The organism is Haloarcula marina (genome assembly GCF_024218775.1).
Lineage (GTDB): Archaea > Halobacteriota > Halobacteria > Halobacteriales > Haloarculaceae > Haloarcula > Haloarcula marina.
In genome coordinates this window covers 2232089-2249388 of sequence record NZ_CP100404.1, presented here as the reverse complement: position 1 = coordinate 2249388, position 17300 = coordinate 2232089, and the positions used below count along the sequence as shown (strand labels likewise).

The following is a 17300-nucleotide window of genomic DNA, read 5'->3' as shown; positions in this document are numbered from 1 at the left end:
CCTATTCGACGTCGGTGAGCGTCCCGAACTCGTCGACGGGGACCACGGAGTAGTCGATGTTGAGGGTGTCTTTCGTCGCTCGAATCTTTCCGACGAAGGTCGAAATCTCCGCCAAGTCGCCCTCTAAGACGAACAGTTCCATACAGCGGTGTTCGCCGACGTGACTGTGGAAGTTCGAGGCGACCAGTCCCTCGTGTTCGTGGCGCAGGTGCATCATCTTCTCCTCGACGGCGGTGGTGTCGTAGTCGAAGAGGACGGTGACGATGCCCATCAGTTCGCGCCCCTCCAGACGCTTGTCCTCGAACTCGCCGAGTAGGTTCCGACTGGCCTCGCGGATAATCTCGCTGCGGCCGGTGTAGCCGTGTTCCTCGGCGAACTCGTCGATGCGTTCCAGTAGCGACTCCGGCATGGAGACACTGACGACGGTCATGTATTAACTGACACCCTCTTCCATATTAAGGATTATTGAATGAGTGTGGAACCGACCGACGGCGGGTCGTTCGTTCCGCGACGGGGGAAACTTATAACTAGCTCGTAAGTCCGTCTTACCAGTATGACAGCTAACGTCGTGACCGACGTTAACCGGCCGTCCGTCCCCGCGTCGGGGGCGAAACTCACCGCCGAGATAGAGGTCGAGCCGGGACAACAGACGGCGCGGCCGACCCGACAAATCGCGCTGTGTATCGACGCGAGCGGGTCGATGGCGGGCGACGACATCGAGCGCGCGAGGGCGGGGGCCGAGTGGGTGTTCGGGTTGCTGGAGGACGACGACTACCTCTCCATCGTCGCCTTCGACACCGAGGTAACTGTCGCGCTCGAAGCGACCCGATGGGGAGGTATCACTCGGGACGAGGCGATGGACTGCCTCGACGACATCGCGGCGGGCGGCGGCACAGATATGTACAGCGGACTCGCGGTGGCCGCGGACTCGCTCGACCACCTCCCCAACGACGGGAACACGGCCCGGCGGATACTCCTGCTGTCGGATGGCAAGGACAACACGAACGGTCCCGAGGAGTTCGAGGCGCTCGCACGGGAGATAGACGAGGCGGGTATCCGCATCAAGTCGGCGGGTATCGGCGAGGAGTACCGCGAGGAGACGATTCGCACGCTGGGGTCGACGGCCCGCGGCGAGTGGACCCACCTCGCCGCGCCCGGGGACATCGAGGACTTCTTCGGCGAAGCCGTCGAGGAGGCCGGAACCGTCGTCGCGCCGGACGCGCAACTCGAACTCGACGTGGCCGACGGCGTCGAGGTGAGCGAGGTGTACCGCGCGCTTCCGCAGACACAGCAGGTCAGACCGGGGTGGCGGGACAACTCGGCGGTGGTGAAGCTTCCGGACCTGCTGGACCGCGAGACACAGCGCGTCGTCCTGAAGATTCACGCACCCCAGAACGAAGTCGGAGAAACCGTCACGCTCGCGGACGTGACGCTCACCGCGAGCGGCGAGACGGCGACCGGCGAGATAGCCGTCGAGTACACCGACGACGCCGAGAAACTGGGCGAGCACAACGAGGAAGTCGACCTCGACCATCGGCAGACGGTCATCCAGACGGAACTGGGGAAGGGCAACGTCGCCGAGGCCCAGACCCAAATCGAGCGGATGACCCAGATTCACGGCGCGGACACGCGGGCGGTCAAATCGGCCGAACGACAGACAGAGATGGTGATGGAGGGCGGCCGCGAGGAACAGAGCGATGCGACGAAAATCGTCACCGACGAGGGTATCCAGAAGTGACCGACGGTCGACCGGGCGACCACCGCGGGCGGGACGGTCACGGGACCTGATCGATGACGTGGGAACCCGAACCGGGCGACGTAATCGGCAGTCGATACGAACTCGGAGAGTTCCTCGGACAGGGGGGGTTCGCGAAGGCCTACCGGGCGGTCGACGGGCAGACCGGCCGCGACGTGGTGGTGAAACACCCGAACTACAGCGAGTCCCGCAACGACGTTGGCATCATCGAGGAGTACTTCGAGAAGGAGGCCGAGTCGCTCGAACGCATCGCCGCGGCGGGCGGCCACGAGAACGTGATGGCGCTGTACGACACCGTCGAGGAGCGCGACACGCCGTTTCTCGTGGTCGAACTCGTCGCGGGCGGTATCGAACTCGACGAGGTTATCGAGCAACACGGGCCGATAGAGGACACCGAGCGAGTCCGGCAAATCGGCATCGACCTCGCGGACGCGATGGGCTTCCTCCACGAGAACGAAATCGTCTACCGTGACCTGAAACCCGAGAACGTGATGCTCACGCCCGACATCACGCCGACGCTCATCGACTTCAACACGGCGACGGGGTTCGACGCGGCGGGCGACCCGTCGACGGGTAACAGCGGCACGACCATTCTCGGCCCGTTCAAGCCCCGCGAAGTCGCCGAAGCAAGCCGGAGCGACGTGCGACAGGGACCGTGGTCGGACGTGTACTCCATCGGGAAAATCCTGCTCTTCCTGCTGAAAGGGAGCGTCCCGAAGAAAGACGGCGTCAACCCCCACGACTTCGGGGCCGACTGCGACGACTACCTCGCGGAAATCGTCGAACGGGCGACGCAGTCGGACTACCGCCACCGCTACCGGAACGCGACGGTCCTTCGGGACGTGCTGGAAGCGAAGGACCCGACGCCACCGGCGACGGCCTCGGTCCGGTACATCCAGGCCGACGAGACTTTCGCGGTCGAACCCGGCGACACCATCGGCCGGGCGGGCGCAAGCGGGCCGCCCGCGTCCATCACCATCGACGACCCGCAGGGAGAGTACATCTCGTCGGTGCAGGTCCAGTTCGACACGAAGGGCGACGACTGGTACCTCGTCGACCGAAGCCTGAACGGGACGTTCGTCCAGAAGGGGTCGGGGTGGCAGCGCGTCCTGTGTGAGACGGGGCGGGAGCGACTGCGGCGGGAGGGCGAGGACCCGACCGACCGACACGGGAACGTCCCGCCGGAGTCGATTCGCCTCCGCGACGGCGACCTCGTCTCGCTGGTCCACCCCACCTACGGGGTCACGTTCGAGTTCCACTCCGAGTAACCATGCGATACAGCACCAACTACGACATCGGCGACCGGAAGCGCGGCGCGGGAATCAACGAAGACAGCGTCTCTATCACCGTCTTCGAGGAGGGGCATCGGGAGGGCTACCTGGGGCAGACGCGGGTGGCAAGTGAATCAGAGGAACGTGAAGATGCGGACGGCCGCCCCGCGAACCGCTCGGCCGCCGCGTTCGTCCTCGCGGACGGCGCGGGCGGCCACGACGCGGGCGACGCGGCCTCGTACATCGCGACCACCGCCCTCGCGGAACGACTCGCGCCGGTCGCGATTCGGGCGGTTCGGACCCATCCGGACACGTTTGACTTGGACATCGACGCCGGGGTCCTGCCGGAGACACTCGGACCGGAAGACGTACAGCAAGCCATCGAAGAGGCCGTCGTCGAGACTCACCGCGAGATACTCCGTTACGCGAGCGAGTCGGGAACCCAGTCGTACACCACCGTCGTCGCGGGCGTCTACGCCGACGGCAAACTCCACCTCGGATGGGTCGGCGACAGTCGCGCCTATCTGGTCAACAGCGCCCGCGAGGAAATCGTCCGCCTGACGAAAGACCACGCCGTCGTCCAACAGTGGGAAGACGCCGGGGAAATCGACGCCGTCGAGGCGCACGTCCACCCCAACGGCAACGAGATTACCCGGGCTCTCGGCGGGTCCGGCCACGAGGACGCCGAGCGAGCGACCGTCGACGTGGACACGCGGACGGTCAGACTGTTCGCGGAGGACACCGTTCTGGTTACGAGCGACGGTCTCATCGACGCCCAGACCGATGCGCCGAATCTGTACGAGGCGTACGTTGAGTCGAGGAAATCCGACGAGGCGGCCGACCGCGTTCTCGACGCCGTCGTCACCGACGACGAGATCCGCGACGTGTTGCTGGACGCCGACCACCTCGACGCGGCCGCCGAGCGGTACGTCTCCCTCGCCAACGAGCGAGGTGGGAAAGACAACATCTCGGTCTTGCTGTTCGACGATGCGACGCTCCCGGCGACGCCGACTAACGGGGGCTTACCGGTCCGCGCGGTCGACCCGGCTGTCGATATCACGGACCGCGAGACGGTCATGTTCACCGAGGAATGACGGCAGTAACTGTTTTCTTACTCCCCGCAAAACCCCGTTACGAACCAGAATGTCTGACGCCAACACGGAACAGTCAGTTGAGTGCCCGATTTGCGGGGAAGCGTTCGACCCGGCGATAGCGGGCGGGTGGTGTACGAACACGGACTGCGGCGAGTGGCAGTACACGGACGACGCAGCCGACGCGGGGGACGCGGACTCCGAATCGGACGAGGAAGAGAGCGAGGGGAACCTCATCTCGCAGGGGACCGAGCGGTCGGCGGACGAGGAGTTGGCGGCGGATGACGGGGGCGATTCGGAAGCGGACAGCGAGGCGGAAGACGCCGACGAGACGAGTTCCGAGGAGAGCGTCGCCGAGGAACCGGACGGTACGGAATCGACGACCGACGACACGGAGGCCGCGGCGACGGACGCGGAAGCGGTCGACCCGGTTGACCTCGACACCGAGGACGGGGGCGACACCGACCCCGTCGGAGCAGATGCGGAAGCCGCCGACCCGTCTGCGGACGTCGAGTCGGACACGGAGGCATCGAGTCCGCCCGAGGAAACAGGCGTCGAGAGCCCCGACGAGGGGGATTCGGCGGGCGAGGACAGCGCAGACGCAGACGCCGCGGACACTCTCGAATGCCCGGACTGCGGGACCGAACTCGACGGCGACGCCAACTTCTGTGCGAACTGCGGGGCCGACGTTCAGGATGTCGCGCCCGTCGAACCGCTGACGGAATGCCCGAGTTGCGGGACGGGCGTAGACGAGACGGACAGTTTCTGCGTCAACTGCGGCGAGGACCTCGAAGTCCATCGCTCGGGCGACACCGAGGACGACGAGACAGACGCCGTCGACGCGCTCCGCGCGTCGAACGACGAATCGGTCCCCGAGTCGCTGGTGCTGGAGGTGAGCGGGCGTGAAATCGAGGTTAGAGACGGCGACACAGTGGGACGAGAAGTCCGGGCGGCGCTGACAGACGCGGGACGGCCCGAGGACGAGGCGGTCCGCATCCACCGCGAACACGTCCGCTTCGTGCGCGAATCCGACAGTTTCTACCTCGTCGACCTGGGCGACAACCCGACCCGACTCGGCGGGCGCATGCTCCAGAAGGGCGACCGGGAACCGGTGGCCCCCGGCGACGAAATCGAACTGTCCGGGGTGGCGACGTTGACCGTCCACACCTCCTGATTCGCGCGGTCCTTCACACCACTACACCCTCATGTCGACTCGCCTTCCACGCTCGGAGTTTCGACGGTCCCTCGCGCTGTTGCGGAGCGAGTGGTGGGTCGCCGTCGGCGGCGGCCTCGGCTATCTGGCGTACGGCGCGTGGGTCGCCGCATCTGGCATCGGCCTGCGGCGGTTCGCACCGAGATTCGCCGACGGTACACTCGCGACCGTCGGCGGCGAAGCGGTGACCGGCCTCGCGGCCGCGGCCGTCGTCCTGTGGCTCGTGCTCCCCGCGCTGGTCGCGTCCCGACTCACGGGCGGCCGGTTTCTGAACCAGACCGGCAACCTCGCCTCCCGCTATCGCCTCGACCACCCGAGTACACTACTCGCGCCGCCGGGGCTGGTCATGCTCGGCTGTCTCGTCGCATCGCTCACGGTCGGTCGGTCCGCACCGCTCACGGCCGTCGCGCTGGTGGCGAGTGTCCACCTCCTCGTTCGAACTATCGCGTACGGTTACCGCGTGTACGCGCTGTCGGTTCCCCGTCTGTTCGGCGCCGTCCGCTGGGTGTCTGCCGTCGCGCTGGGTGCGGCGTGGCTCGTCCACGCGACCGCGCTGGCGGGACTGAGCGAGCAGTTCGCCGAAGTCGCGACGGCGAGCGGCGTCTCGGGTGTTGTCTCGATAGGCCTCACCGTGGCCGGGGTCGACAGCGGCATCGCGCTGCCGGCTCTCGTCTCGGTACCGGCGGTTCTGGCGAGCGGCTACCTGCTTGCACAGACCGCCGCCGGGGCCGCCGTCCGCCGCCGCGCACCGCTCGAAAACCCGACTCGTCGGGCCGGACAGCGGTTCCCGACGATGCGGCCCGGGGCGCACGCGTCCGGTGGTGGGGGGCCGCCGACAGGCGGGCGGGACGAGAGCACGGCGACCCACGACGCCGATGCAGTTGCCGAGTCCACCGACGCGCCGACGGGGGCAGTCGAGGACGCGGCGGTGTCGGACGGTCCGGCACCGGATGGGACAACCGGGGACGACGACTCGAGTACCCGAGTGTTCTCGCCGGGCCACGCCGCGGACGCCGCCGAAGCGGATACCGCGCTGGCCGCCGTCGACGATCTGTCCACTGACGACAAGGGCGAGGACGAGGGCGAGGACGAGGGCGAGGACGACCCGTTCGAGGACACGGCCGTCTTCTCGCCCGACCGGGCCGGATTCGCCGGGGACCGCACCTGTGACGAGTGCGGCACGGAACTGCCCGCCGACCGAACGCCGACGTTCTGCCCGGACTGCGGCGAACGGCTGGACGGCTAGACGTCGAAGACGACGTAGGCGCGCCACCCCTTCTCGGTCTCTCCTACGGCCATCTCGGAGTACGTGACCGCCTTTATTTCCCGGGCAGTCACCGCAGACAGCGGGACGCCGCGGGCGCTGGCGTCGACGCGCCAGTCGCCGTCGCCCGCCTCGACGCTGGCCTCGTTGTCCGTCGGGAGGACGTTCCGAACGTCCCGCTCGTAGATGAGTCGGTCGAGGTAGTCGAACAGGAGCGCCTCGCGGGATTCGGCGCTGACTGTCACTTCGAACCGGTCGCCGTCGTCGGGTATCGCATCGCACATCGCCGCGGCGAGGCCGTCGGCGACGGCGGCGAACGTCGCGCCGAGCGTCGGCCCCGTGGCTTCGACGGCGATGTCGGCGGTATGAGTACGGAGTTCGAACGGCATCGTCTGTGAGTGGGGCCGCCGGGGAGAAAGTCCTAGGCCGACCCGGTCAGTCGAGGTTCCGACGGACGACGGCGGCGAACGCCAGCGGCGAGAAGAAGGCCATCGAGATGACGGCGACGAGCGCCGCGACGGGGCCGTCGGCGGACCCAGTGCGTCCCGATTCCGCGGTACCGTTTTCGGCCCCGCTCTCGGCGCTCCCTGCCGCGTTTTCCGTGACCGTCGCCGTCGATTCGTCGCTCGCGTTCGCGCTCGTAGTTCCGCTTTCACCGCCGCCGCTCCCGCCACCGGCGGACCCGACGACGACGGCCCCCTTCATTCCCAACGCCTCGTGTGGCTCACACACGTACTTGTAGACGCCCTCGCTGTCGAAGGTGTGCGAGTAGCTTGTCCCCTCGTCGGAGGTGAGTTCGCCAGAGTCGAGCGGACCATCGCTCGGGGAGACGACGTTGTGACTGCCGCCCTCGCCGGTCCACGTCCAGACCACCTCCGTCCCGGGGGAGACGCGAACGGCGGCGGGGCTGAACGCGAACGCGCCGTTGTTGCCCTGCGCGCCGACGGCTATCTCGACGGTGTCCTGTCCCGTTTCGTCGACGGTCCCGTCGTAGTTCGAGACGCCGTCGAACCATCCGCCGTAGTCGGGTTCGGACGATTGCTGTGCCGATACCGTCGCCGTAGCGCCCAGCGCGGCCGCTCCGGCGGCCGCCTGCGCGAACTGTCGCCGTGTTATCGAACCAGTCATGCGTAGTTCCGGGGACGACGCGGGTGTGTCCGTCATCGGTCGTCCGTACGCAGTCGTCGTCGGCACAGGCGGGTAAAAACCGCAGACGGTTCTCACCGCGCAGGAATACCACCGACTGTGCGATGTGGTATCAACCGTACAACAGAATTAATATACGCCATCGCATTGTTGAAAATACACTCGACGTTTCGACTCGGTGAACCCATGACTATGACCGCACCAATCCCAGCGTCCGACGCCGCCGCCCGCCTGTACGCAGGCGGGCCCGTGGCCGCCGGACGCCTCGTGGCTCCGGTTTCCCTTCTCGGGGATTGGTGTGGTCGGGTCACCGCTCGGCCGCCCCTGCCCGGAGTGTAAGGGGCACGGCACACCGTGGGACGGCCGTCCGGTCGCGCGGACACCTACTGCGGTGCGCCCTCGATACGACATCCCGCCACCGCCGGTTCTCCGCTCCCCGGACCCGGCAGTACCGCTGACCGGCGTGCGATACCGCCCGTGTGTCGGCTCAGACCCCCGCTGACGCCGCGCCGTCGGTGGTCGGGAATCACGCATCGACACAGAGAGACATCGCTACCCGCCGGTAGCCGCGGTGCCGACTGGCTCGCCCGGTGAGCCCCCGTCCCGTCTTTCGGGGCCGGTTCGACTCCGGTCGTCGGCGTATGTCGCTCCAAGCGACTCCCCCTGTCGACGCATCGGTCGACGTCTCGCTTCGGGTCCCCCGCGGCGAGACCGGTGACCTAGAGAGCGGCGTCGCCGCCGTTCTCGGCCGCATCGACGGCGTGGCCGCCGTCACGGTCCAGCAAGTGACGAGCGTGCGGCCGACGTTCACCGACATCCGCGTCTCGGCCGACGCGACGGTACGAGTGGCGGTTCCCGCGGAGACGGACCCGCGGACGGCCGTCGCAGAGCGACTCGCCGACGGGTTCGGCGTCACCGCTGTCGACGACATCGCCGTCGACTCGCGGTAGCCCTTCGCCACCACCCGCTCGACGCCCTGTGTCCACCGGCGGACACCGGCCGCGGCCGGTTTCGGGTTCGACCCCCGACGGGGCGAGGAGAAGCATGCGAACGACGTATCTCATGGCTCTCGAAATGCAGCGACGAACACGGACAGATGGCGACGACGACTACCGACGCACCCGCCGTCGGTGACCACGCGGGATTTTGCGGTTCCGGTTTCGAGGGGTGACGCCGGTTCGAAAATAGCGGTGCGACCGCGTCAGGCCGCGTCTTCGACTTCGGTTATCTCGACGAGGTCCTCGTCCGCGTCGTCTTCGTCGTCCGCGTCGTCCTCGGGACCCAGTTCTCCGGCGAGCAGTCCGGTCAGGCCGGTGACGAGCATGCCGACGCCTGCGATCCGGGTCGACCGAACGTACCAGTCCTTGGGTTCGAGGTCACCGGGGTTCTCGTAGCCCGAGAGGAGGAGCTTAGCGTTCAGTTTGATCGCCTGCCGTGGGAGGAAGACGGCGAGGAGACCTTGGACGACCATCCACGCGTATCCGGCCGGGAGGAGTCGACGTATCATCGTGTCAAGATAGCGACTCCAGATACCTGAACCCTCGCATCGGGGCAGTTACTCGCCCTCGGTCCAGAGCGCGTCCGAGAGGGTTCGCTGGACGGCTTCCTCGCCGACGGCCCGCGCCAGCGTCTCGAACCCGCTCCGCTCGACGGGGTCGCCCGCGTTGGCGACCAGTCGGGAGACGATGAATTCCGGCGTGGACTTCCCGACCGTGCCGAAACGCGGCTGGTAGTCCACCTGCAAGTCCAGGTCCTGGTTCAGTCCCTCGGCGAAGATGCCGTCGGTCCGGGCCTCCTCGGGGAGCGGTTCGAGGTCCGCCGCGAGGTGGGTGACGAAGACGCCGAGTGCCGAGCGTTCGACGGTCAGCGTGACGAGGCCGTGGAGCAGGTTCGCCGCCGACCCGGGTTCCGTGATGGCTTCGAACTCGTCGACGAGCATCAGCGTCCGGTCGCCGCCGGTCAGCGGCGGGACGACCGACCGGAGCGTCGATTCGAGGACGCCCGCGTTGAACGAGGCGTGGCGGCGGTGGAAGACGACGGTGTCGACCAGTCCGACTTCGGCGGCCTCCGCGGGAACGGGCAACCCCATCTGCGCGAGCAGTTGCACCTGACACAGCGTCTCTAAGAGAGTGGTCTTCCCGCCGGAGTTCGCGCCGGTGAGGACCGCCACGCGGTCGCCGCTCGGCGGCGCGTTGGCGCTGTGGACCTCCAGGTCGTGGTCGCCCACGGCGTAGGTGACCGGTTGGACCGCGTCGACGTCCGCGAGCGCGAGGTTTCGGGCGTTACGAACGGCGATGGTCTCGCGGTCGACGAACGTCGGCCGTGTCAGGTCGTAAGCGACGGCGAACCGCGCCAGCGACACCGAGAGGGCGAGCGAGTCGACGGCGGCGACGGCGGCGTCCACGTCGTCGCGGGCGGCCGCGAGGTCGTCTTCGAGGCTCTCGGCGACGGTCCGTTCGCGCTCCTCGACGGCCGTCCGGAGCGCCCGCCGCAGTTTGCGCAGGGCGGCGTCCACGAAGTCCTGTGCGTCCGTCGCCTCGCTCGGCATCGCGTCCCGGACCCGCGTCCCGTCGACGCCCGTCTGGTCGGTGACGTGTCGCACCAGCGCGTCCTGAAACTCCGATGGTCGTCGCGCTCCGTCTTGGACGGCCTCGGCCACCTCGGGGGTCGCCGCCGCGAGGTCCTCGATTTGCCCCAACTGCGTCCGCAGGCGGTCGAGTTCGTCGTCGGCCCCGTCGCCCACGCGGTCGCCCTCGCCCGCGAGTCCGACGAGCGCGGCCCGCGCGTCTTCGAGGGCGTCGGCGTCGAGGTTCGCGGTTTGCTCGAAGATACCGCCCTCGATGCCCGTCTGCTTGAGGGCGAGCGCCGTCTCGACGGCCGAGCGTTCGCCGCCCTCCACGTCGTACGTCTCGAAGGCGTCGAGGACGGCCCGTTGGTCCGCCTCGCCGAGCGTCCGCCACGTTTCGGTCGCTTCGAGCACCTCGTCGAGGCGGTCGGTCATCGCTTCTCGCGTCGGCAGCGGCGTCAGGACTCGAATGCGGTCGGCGGCGTCGGGCGTGACGGCGTACTCCTCCGCCAAGTCGAGCAGTTCCTTGTACACGTCGCGGGTGTCCCGCGTCGCCAGCAGGTCCATCGACTCCGCGCCGGTGGCCCGCCGGAGGATGCGCGTCGCGCGGCCCCGCGAGAGTCCGGCCGCGGTCAGCGCGCGCGTGTCCGCCGCCTCGATAGCCTCGATGGCCCGTTCGACGCCCAGTTCCTCGGCCAACAGGTCGGACGTTTTCGGGCCGATACCCCAGTACTCCTCCAGTCGCATGGACGGCCCGACGAGCGGGGCCGATTTAGGCGTTTATCATGCTCTCCCTCGCGCTCGACGACGGTTCACGGCGTCACTCGGTCTCCGTTTCGGTTCCAGTGCGTCCCCGTCGGGAACGGGCGACTGGCGGCCGGGCCACTCAAGCCCCCGGGGGAGTAAGCGGGTCCTATGGACGAGTGGCGCGCCGACGAGGCCCCATCGTGTCCGGCCTGCGGCGAGTCCGCCCCGCCGGTGACGGTCGAATGCCCGTCCTGCGGCGAGCAACTACTCCCGCCAGCGGTGGCCGCGGCGCTCGACGAACGGATGGACGCGGCGTTCGACGCCGGACCGCGGGAAGCCCCTCGCTGGGCGGTGTTACTCGCCGGTCTCGCGCTCGGTATCGCCATCAGTCCGCTCGTCGGCTACGCCGTCGTCATCGCCGTCGGGGGCCTCTCGCTCCCGGTGCTCGCTGGGTTGCTGTTCGTCGGGTGGGTCGCCCCGGCGGCGTACTTATCACGCCTTCCGAACCCCAGCGCGGCCCTCGCGCGCGGTCTCTATCTCGTCGTCGCTGGCGTCGGTGCGGTGGTCCTCGCCGTCGCCTCCGACGCCCTCTCGGGCGGGCCGTCCGTGGTACCGGACGGAACCGCCGTCGTCGTCAGTGTCCTCGGTTTGGCCGCCGTCGTCGCCCTTCTGCTCGCGCGCCGGGTCGCCGGACGCGCCGCGCGACAGGCCCGCGGCGAACCCGGCCCGCTCCACGAGATGGCCGGACTCGACGAGGACGAGACGGACGACGACCCCTGACGGACATCTCGAAGGCGACTCGACGACCCACTCAGCCGTCGCTCCGCGAGTCGATTCGGCAACTGAGCTGAGCCGAGCGAACGCCTACCCCCAGAACGACTGGGTCCGGGCGTACTCTCGCTCCTGCCGGAGGATGTCGCGGTAGAACTCGTCTTCATCCTCGCGCAGGCGATTGATGATGCGCGCGGCGTTGTGCGGCCCGACGCCGCGGGCCGCGAGGGCGACGACGGCCTGCTTCCCGTGGCTCTGGACGAGCGACCCGGCGCGGTAGGCGCGTTCGGTCATCTTCTCTTGCTCGTCGTCTTTCTCGTCGGCCCGCACTGCGGCGACGACTTCCTCCGCCCACGGGTTCAGCGCGGCGACGTGCGTCGACCCGCACTCCGGACATTCGGGTTGGTCGCGGACGCGGCCGACCTGCTGTTTGCGGTCCCACTCCTGACAGTGCAGGCAGAGGAGGATGACTCGGTCGCTCTGGATGCGCTCTCTGACCGTCTCGATGACGCTCGCGTCGGCGTTCTCCGGTGAGAGGAGTTCCCGACCTGAGGAGCGCCCGCCGAGGCCGACCGGCGTGCGGTCTGCGACGGTTTCGAGGGCGATATCGCCGGATTGCAGGTCCCGAAGGAGGTCCGCGGTCTCGTCCAGCGCCAAGTCCTCGTGACGAACCTCTCGCAGGGCCTCCTCGTACATCGGCGTGTCCTCCAGCGCCGCGAGCAGTCGGTCGCGACCGAAGTTCGTCGACCCGCGGCCGCGCCAGCGCTTGAGCGACCCGAACTTCGTGGCGACCTGCGCGAGTTTGAACTTCAGCGCGTCGGCGTTCTTCAGGCTCAGTTCGACGAGGGGACCGAGGTGGTCCGGGTCGGTCTCCTCCAACACTTCGACCACGTCGCCCGCGGTGATGCGCCGCGGGACTTCGAGTTCGATGCGGTAGGGGTCCACCTCCATCGCCACGGAGGACCCGGCCCGCTGACCCAGTAGCGACGACAGCACCCGGCCCAGCGTCTCGTTTATCTGGTGACCGTTGCAGGTGTTGACGACGACTTCCCGGCCGTGGAACTCGACGAGCATCGTCCCGTCGTCGGGTATCGGGGCGTCGTGACCCTCCAGTTGCGAGAGGCCGTCGGCCACCGTCTCGGCGTCGGCGTCGTACCGGGCGGCGACGTGGTTGGCGACCGAATCGGCGGGCGCACCCTCTTGCAGTTGCCGTCCGGCGACGCGCCGCAGCTCGCCCACCTCGCGGGCGACGGCTTTCGGGACAGGAATCTCCGACCCGGTCCACGACGGCACCTCCCCGGCGGGGTCCTCGATGGGTGAGACGGTGACCGTCTCTTCCTCCTCGTCGATGTGGGTGATGCGCCACATCTCGCCGCGCTGGACGAACACCTCGCCGGGGGTGGCGAAGTTGACGACGAACCGCTCGTCGAGCGTCCCGACTTGCTGGCCCGAGGCCACGTCCTCCACGTCGTAGGTGGCCTCGTCGGGAATCATCGAGAGGTTCTGGTAGAAGTACTGCCACGTCCCGCGGCGCTTCTCGACGGTGTCTCGCTTCTCGTCCAGCCAGACGACGTTGTTCGCGGCCAGTTCCCGAACCACCGATTTGAACGCGTCCTCGTCCACGTCGCGGAACGGGTACGCGCGAGTGAGTATCCGGTAGGCGTCCATCGCTCGCACCTCGCCGAAGTCCATCACGATGCCCGCAATCTGGTTGGCGACGGTGTCGAGGCTCCCGTCGTGAATCTCGGCCGGTTCCACGTCGCCGTTTCGCGCCTGTCGGGCGATTGCGAGCGCTTCCAGCGTGTCGTCGGCGTGGGTCGTCACCACCGTCCCCGACGATATCTGGTCGCGGCGGTGGCCCGCGCGGCCGACACGCTGGACCAGTCTGGACACCTGTCGCGGACTGCCGTACTGAACGACGTGGTCGACGCGGCCAACGTCGATGCCCAGTTCCATCGAGGAGGTACACAGAAGCGCGTCGAGTTCCCCGGCTTTGAACCGGTCTTCCACGTCGATGCGGGCCTCCTTCGAGAGGGACCCGTGGTGGACGCCGAGGTTCGTCCCGAGTTCCTTGAACCGCGAGCCGAGCGCTTCGGCGGTCTGTCGGGTGTTGACGAACAGCAGGACCGACTCGTTCTCGGCTATCAGGTCGTCGATGAACCGGACGTGACTGGCCGTCTCGGCGTCCGTGACGAGTTCGCTGGAGAGGCGTTCGTCGCGGTCGGTGACCTCCGGGCGGACCACTTCTACGTCGAGGCGACTGCCGATGTCGACTTCCACGACCGAACACGGGCCGCCGCCGGTCAGGAAGCGGCCGACTTCCTGCGGGTCCCCGACCGTCGCCGAGAGGCCGATTCGCTGGAACCTGCCCGCGACTTCCCGCAAGCGTTCGAGGCCGACGGTCAACTGCGCGCCCCGCTTGGCGGCGGCGAGTTCGTGGACCTCGTCGACGACGACGTGTTCCACGTCTTCCAGCGCGACCCGGAGTTTCGACCCGGTGAGCATCGCCTGCAGGGTTTCGGGGGTCGTCACCAACACGTCCGGCGGGTCGTCGGCCTGCTGGCTCCGCCGGTACTGCGTGGTGTCGCCGTGGCGCACGTCCACGTCGAGGCCGAGCGTCTCGCCCCACCACTCCAACCGCTCGCGCATGTCGCGGTTCAGCGCCCGGAGCGGGGTGATGTACAGCGCGCCGATGCCGAACCGCTCGCCCTCGTCCTCGTCGCGCACGAGGGCGTCAAGCACCGGAAGCATCGCCGTCTCCGTCTTGCCGGTGCCCGTCGGCGCGACGACGAGGGCGTCGTCGCCGCGCGCCAGTTTCGGGATGGCCTTTCGCTGTGGCTCCGTCGGCGTCGCGAACCCGCGCTCCGAGAGGGCGGCGCGAACCTCGTTCCCGAGCGCCGTGAACGCGTCTTGGCCCTGCGTCACCCCGTCGCTCATCGCCCTCTCCTAGCGACTACGTCGGGTTAAGCACACCGTGTCCCGAGTTGTCGGGTACGTTGAAGGGCGTCCCGAACGGACGTGACGTATGTATCTCGCCGACGAGGCGTGGCCGGACCTCGAATCGTACTTCGAGTCGGAGTCGCTCGCGCTGGTTCCGCTCGGGTCGACCGAACAGCACGGGCCGCACCTCCCGGAGGGAACCGACCACATCATCGCCGAGTCGTTGGCCCGCGCCGCCGCCGAAGAGACGGGCTATCTCTGTACGCCGACAGTCAATATCGGCGTGAGTTCCCACCACCGGCAGTTCCACGGCACGATGTGGGCCGACGCGCCCGCGTTCCGGGACTACGTCGAGAGCGTCACTCGGAACCTCGCGTCACACGGCATCGACCGCGTCGTCTACGTCAACGCCCACGGCGGTAACGTCGAACACCTGCGGGAAGTGGGCCGTCGTCTCCGCGACGACGGGACGATGTACGCCATCGAGTGGATGTGGGACGAGAGCATCATCGAGCGCATCGAGGAACTGTTCGAGACGCCCGGACCGCACGGCGGGCCGAAAGAGACGGCCCTCATCCAGCACCTCGCGCCCGAACTGGTCCACGAGGACCGTATCGCGGACGCTCGCGACGGGGGACTGGCCGAGTTCGACGAAACGACCGGCCGCGTCCACGGCGCTCGCACCTTCTACGATGCAATCGACACCACGGACAACGGCGTCTTCGGCGACCAGACCGACGCCTCCGCCGACGCGGGCGCGGAACTGTTCGCGGCAGCGCTCGACCATCTCTGTCGGCTCTGTGACTGGCTGGACGACCAGCGGTTCGACGACCTGCTACCGAAGGGACACGTCTAACCTTATGTCGGTGGGCGTTCGACCTCTCGGTGACATGCACACGAGCGCGGACCGAGCGAGGGCCGAGCGATGAACACGCTGGACGACATCGAACGCGCGGTGAAAGACACCGCCCATTACCTCCGGAGCAACCTCGCCAACTACGCCAACCGGTCGGGAACAGAGAACCCCAGCGGCGAGCAACAGGTCGGCGGCGACGTGTGGGCGGACGACCTGTTCTGGGACGCGCTCAGCTACGTCGACGGCGTCGGCGGCTACGCGAGCGAGGAGCGAGAGGACGTGGTCGACTGCGGCGAGGGGTACACCGTCGCCATCGACCCGCTGGACGGGTCGGCCAATCTCGCCTCGAACAACTCCGTCGGCACTATCGTCGGCGTCTACGACTCGGACCTCCCGGCGACGGGCCGTGACATGGTCGCCTCGATGATGGTGCTGTACGGCCCGTACACCACGATGACCGTCGCTCGCGAGGACCGCGACGTGGTCCAAGAGTACCTCCTCCGGGACGGCTACAGCGAGCGCTGGGGGACGTTCACGCTCCCCGAGGAAGCCACCGTCGTCGGCATCGCGGGCAAGACGGGCGAGCGCACCGACCGGGTCAACGAGTTCGCCCAGCAACTCGCCCGTGAACTGAAACTCCGGTACGGCGGTGCGACCGTCGCGGACCTCGCGCAGGTCTTGGAGTACGGCGGCCTCTTTGGCTACCCGGCCACGGAGACGTATCCCGGCGGGAAACTGCGCGTCCACTTCGAGGCCGCGCCGCTGGCGTACCTCGTCGAGGCGGCCGGTGGTGGCTCGTCGGACGGCCAGCAGTCGCTACTCGACGTGGACCCGGACGGCCTCCACGGCCGGACGCCGACGTATCTCGGCAACACGGAACTCGTCGACAGACTCGAAGCCGCGCTGGCGGAGTAGTTCTCTCAGACTCGGCGGTACTGCCCGAGGCGCGTTCCATCGAGTAAGAACGCCTCCGTTCCGGTCATCCCGTCGGGGAGGAACGGTGCGAGAAAGTCCTGCCCGTCGACGTTGACCCACGTTCCGCCCGAGCGGTCGTTGAACGCCGGGAAGACGACGAGGTCGGCCGTCGGCGCCACGTCGTGCCCGTAGTGGTCGGTAAAAGGGTCGGCGACGAGCGACCCGCGGAGCCACGTCCGCTCCTTTCGCGTCCCGCCCACCTCGTCCTCCAGACGGACCACGGGGTGCTCGTGGCCCATACAGACTACCTCCGCCGTCAGCACGTCCGGCGACGGCCACGTGTGGCCGTGGACGAATCCCACTTCGCCGAGGCGGACCCCGTGGCCCGGCGTCATCGTCACGTCGACGCCAAAGGCCTCGAACACGCTCTCCAAGTCGCCGTCGTGGTTGCCCTTCACGAGCGTCACGGGCACGTCGACGGCGTCGAACAGGGCCGCCAACTCCTCGCGCTCGTCGTCGAACGGGTCGCCGATGGCGTGGCCGAGGTCACCGAGGACGACGAGGCGGTCCGCGCCGGTCCGGTTCAGTAGGGCCAGCACTCGCTCGCGGCGGCGCTCGGCGGCCGACTGGAGCTCTACGCCCTCGTAGCGCAGGCCTGCTTCGAGGCCCGCGTGGTAGTCTGCGAGGACTAACAGACGGTTCCCGTCGGCGCGGACGGTGGCGGCGGGTTCGCCCGGGACCGGTTCGACACGCATCGCTGTCGG

At 68.2% G+C, this 17300-nt stretch carries 16 protein-coding genes; 9 read left to right on the top strand and 7 right to left on the bottom strand.

Features of this window, described 5'->3' with window-relative positions; all coding sequences use genetic code 11:
* Position 1: 1 nt before the first annotated feature.
* Positions 2-430, bottom strand: a complete 429-nt coding sequence (locus NJQ44_RS11790) for a CopG family ribbon-helix-helix protein (RefSeq protein WP_254271548.1) — start codon at positions 428-430, stop codon at positions 2-4.
* A 123-nt stretch (positions 431-553) separates the two neighbouring features.
* Here NJQ44_RS11790 and NJQ44_RS11785 point away from each other — a divergent pair, with 123 nt between their 5' ends.
* From NJQ44_RS11785 to NJQ44_RS11765, 5 genes are read left to right on the top strand one after another with little or no spacing between them, the layout of a single operon-like run.
* Positions 554-1738, top strand: a complete 1185-nt coding sequence (locus NJQ44_RS11785) for a vWA domain-containing protein (RefSeq protein ID WP_254271547.1) — start codon at positions 554-556, stop codon at positions 1736-1738.
* Between the two features lie 53 nt (positions 1739-1791).
* Positions 1792-3024, top strand: coding sequence for an FHA domain-containing serine/threonine-protein kinase (locus NJQ44_RS11780; RefSeq protein WP_254271546.1), 1233 nt, complete (start codon positions 1792-1794; stop codon positions 3022-3024).
* Positions 3025-3026: 2 nt separating this feature from the next.
* A complete protein-coding gene (locus tag NJQ44_RS11775) occupies positions 3027-4121 on the top strand; it encodes a PP2C family protein-serine/threonine phosphatase (RefSeq protein WP_254271545.1) in 1095 nt (364 codons plus the stop codon).
* A 49-nt stretch (positions 4122-4170) separates the two neighbouring features.
* A complete protein-coding gene (locus tag NJQ44_RS11770; protein ID WP_254271544.1) occupies positions 4171-5292 on the top strand; it encodes a double zinc ribbon and FHA domain-containing protein in 1122 nt (373 codons plus the stop codon).
* A 31-nt stretch (positions 5293-5323) separates the two neighbouring features.
* The gene (locus tag NJQ44_RS11765) at positions 5324-6577 is read left to right on the top strand and encodes a zinc ribbon domain-containing protein (RefSeq protein WP_254271543.1); all 1254 of its coding nucleotides are present in this window, start codon (positions 5324-5326) and stop codon (positions 6575-6577) included.
* On the opposite strand, the gene NJQ44_RS11760 is transcribed toward NJQ44_RS11765, so the two are convergent.
* Together NJQ44_RS11760 and NJQ44_RS11755 are read right to left on the bottom strand one after the other, a co-directional pair.
* Positions 6574-6984: an archease gene (locus tag NJQ44_RS11760; protein WP_254271542.1), complete on the bottom strand. Its 411-nt coding sequence runs from the start codon at positions 6982-6984 to the stop codon at positions 6574-6576. The genes NJQ44_RS11765 and NJQ44_RS11760 overlap by 4 nt on opposite strands.
* A gap of 46 nt (positions 6985-7030) precedes the next feature.
* The gene (locus NJQ44_RS11755; RefSeq protein ID WP_254271541.1) at positions 7031-7759 is read right to left on the bottom strand and encodes a halocyanin domain-containing protein; all 729 of its coding nucleotides are present in this window, start codon (positions 7757-7759) and stop codon (positions 7031-7033) included.
* 623 nt (positions 7760-8382) lie between these two features.
* Here NJQ44_RS11755 and NJQ44_RS11750 point away from each other — a divergent pair.
* Positions 8383-8691 carry a hypothetical protein gene (locus tag NJQ44_RS11750; protein WP_254271540.1) on the top strand — a complete coding sequence of 103 codons (309 nt, stop codon included), beginning with the start codon at positions 8383-8385 and terminating at the stop codon, positions 8689-8691.
* A 251-nt stretch (positions 8692-8942) separates the two neighbouring features.
* On the opposite strand, the gene NJQ44_RS11745 is transcribed toward NJQ44_RS11750, so the two are convergent.
* Positions 8943-9248 (bottom strand): DUF6199 family natural product biosynthesis protein, encoded by a 306-nt coding sequence (locus NJQ44_RS11745; RefSeq protein WP_254271539.1) that lies wholly within the window; start codon positions 9246-9248, stop codon positions 8943-8945.
* 48 nt (positions 9249-9296) lie between these two features.
* A complete protein-coding gene (locus tag NJQ44_RS11740; RefSeq protein WP_254271538.1) occupies positions 9297-11054 on the bottom strand; it encodes a MutS-related protein in 1758 nt (585 codons plus the stop codon).
* A gap of 168 nt (positions 11055-11222) precedes the next feature.
* On the opposite strand from NJQ44_RS11740, the gene NJQ44_RS11735 reads away from it, so the two are divergent.
* The gene (locus NJQ44_RS11735) at positions 11223-11834 is read left to right on the top strand and encodes a zinc ribbon domain-containing protein (protein ID WP_254271537.1); all 612 of its coding nucleotides are present in this window, start codon (positions 11223-11225) and stop codon (positions 11832-11834) included.
* 84 nt (positions 11835-11918) lie between these two features.
* Here the strand turns inward: NJQ44_RS11735 and NJQ44_RS11730 are convergent, their stop codons facing one another.
* Positions 11919-14762 (bottom strand): DEAD/DEAH box helicase, encoded by a 2844-nt coding sequence (locus tag NJQ44_RS11730; protein WP_254271536.1) that lies wholly within the window; start codon positions 14760-14762, stop codon positions 11919-11921.
* A gap of 88 nt (positions 14763-14850) precedes the next feature.
* Between NJQ44_RS11730 and NJQ44_RS11725 the strand changes: the two genes are divergently transcribed.
* Together NJQ44_RS11725 and NJQ44_RS11720 are read left to right on the top strand one after the other, a co-directional pair.
* Positions 14851-15621: a creatininase family protein gene (locus tag NJQ44_RS11725; RefSeq protein WP_254271535.1), complete on the top strand. Its 771-nt coding sequence runs from the start codon at positions 14851-14853 to the stop codon at positions 15619-15621.
* Between the two features lie 69 nt (positions 15622-15690).
* Positions 15691-16536, top strand: a complete 846-nt coding sequence (locus tag NJQ44_RS11720; RefSeq protein WP_254271534.1) for a class 1 fructose-bisphosphatase — start codon at positions 15691-15693, stop codon at positions 16534-16536.
* Positions 16537-16541: 5 nt separating this feature from the next.
* Here NJQ44_RS11720 and NJQ44_RS11715 read toward each other — a convergent pair whose 3' ends face one another.
* Complete coding sequence (locus NJQ44_RS11715; protein ID WP_254271533.1) at positions 16542-17291, bottom strand: metallophosphoesterase; 750 nt, start codon at positions 17289-17291, stop codon at positions 16542-16544.
* Positions 17292-17300: the final 9 nt, after the last annotated feature.

What these genes read in the sequence shown, in the direction of transcription:
- NJQ44_RS11790 (WP_254271548.1), bottom strand. Translation starts at nt 430, where the DNA reads ATGACCGTCGTCAGTGTCTCCATGCCGGAGTCGCTACTGGAACGCATC.
- NJQ44_RS11760 (WP_254271542.1), bottom strand. Translation starts at nt 6,984, where the DNA reads ATGCCGTTCGAACTCCGTACTCATACCGCCGACATCGCCGTCGAAGCC.
- NJQ44_RS11755 (WP_254271541.1), bottom strand. Translation starts at nt 7,759, where the DNA reads ATGACGGACACACCCGCGTCGTCCCCGGAACTACGCATGACTGGTTCG.
- NJQ44_RS11715 (WP_254271533.1), bottom strand. Translation starts at nt 17,291, where the DNA reads ATGCGTGTCGAACCGGTCCCGGGCGAACCCGCCGCCACCGTCCGCGCC.
- NJQ44_RS11775 (WP_254271545.1), top strand. Translation starts at nt 3,027, where the DNA reads ATGCGATACAGCACCAACTACGACATCGGCGACCGGAAGCGCGGCGCG.
- NJQ44_RS11735 (WP_254271537.1), top strand. Translation starts at nt 11,223, where the DNA reads ATGGACGAGTGGCGCGCCGACGAGGCCCCATCGTGTCCGGCCTGCGGC.
- NJQ44_RS11750 (WP_254271540.1), top strand. Translation starts at nt 8,383, where the DNA reads ATGTCGCTCCAAGCGACTCCCCCTGTCGACGCATCGGTCGACGTCTCG.
- NJQ44_RS11785 (WP_254271547.1), top strand. Translation starts at nt 554, where the DNA reads ATGACAGCTAACGTCGTGACCGACGTTAACCGGCCGTCCGTCCCCGCG.
- NJQ44_RS11745 (WP_254271539.1), bottom strand. Translation starts at nt 9,248, where the DNA reads ATGATACGTCGACTCCTCCCGGCCGGATACGCGTGGATGGTCGTCCAA.
- NJQ44_RS11730 (WP_254271536.1), bottom strand. Translation starts at nt 14,762, where the DNA reads ATGAGCGACGGGGTGACGCAGGGCCAAGACGCGTTCACGGCGCTCGGG.
- NJQ44_RS11780 (WP_254271546.1), top strand. Translation starts at nt 1,792, where the DNA reads ATGACGTGGGAACCCGAACCGGGCGACGTAATCGGCAGTCGATACGAA.
- NJQ44_RS11720 (WP_254271534.1), top strand. Translation starts at nt 15,691, where the DNA reads ATGAACACGCTGGACGACATCGAACGCGCGGTGAAAGACACCGCCCAT.
- NJQ44_RS11765 (WP_254271543.1), top strand. Translation starts at nt 5,324, where the DNA reads ATGTCGACTCGCCTTCCACGCTCGGAGTTTCGACGGTCCCTCGCGCTG.
- NJQ44_RS11740 (WP_254271538.1), bottom strand. Translation starts at nt 11,054, where the DNA reads ATGCGACTGGAGGAGTACTGGGGTATCGGCCCGAAAACGTCCGACCTG.
- NJQ44_RS11770 (WP_254271544.1), top strand. Translation starts at nt 4,171, where the DNA reads ATGTCTGACGCCAACACGGAACAGTCAGTTGAGTGCCCGATTTGCGGG.
- NJQ44_RS11725 (WP_254271535.1), top strand. Translation starts at nt 14,851, where the DNA reads ATGTATCTCGCCGACGAGGCGTGGCCGGACCTCGAATCGTACTTCGAG.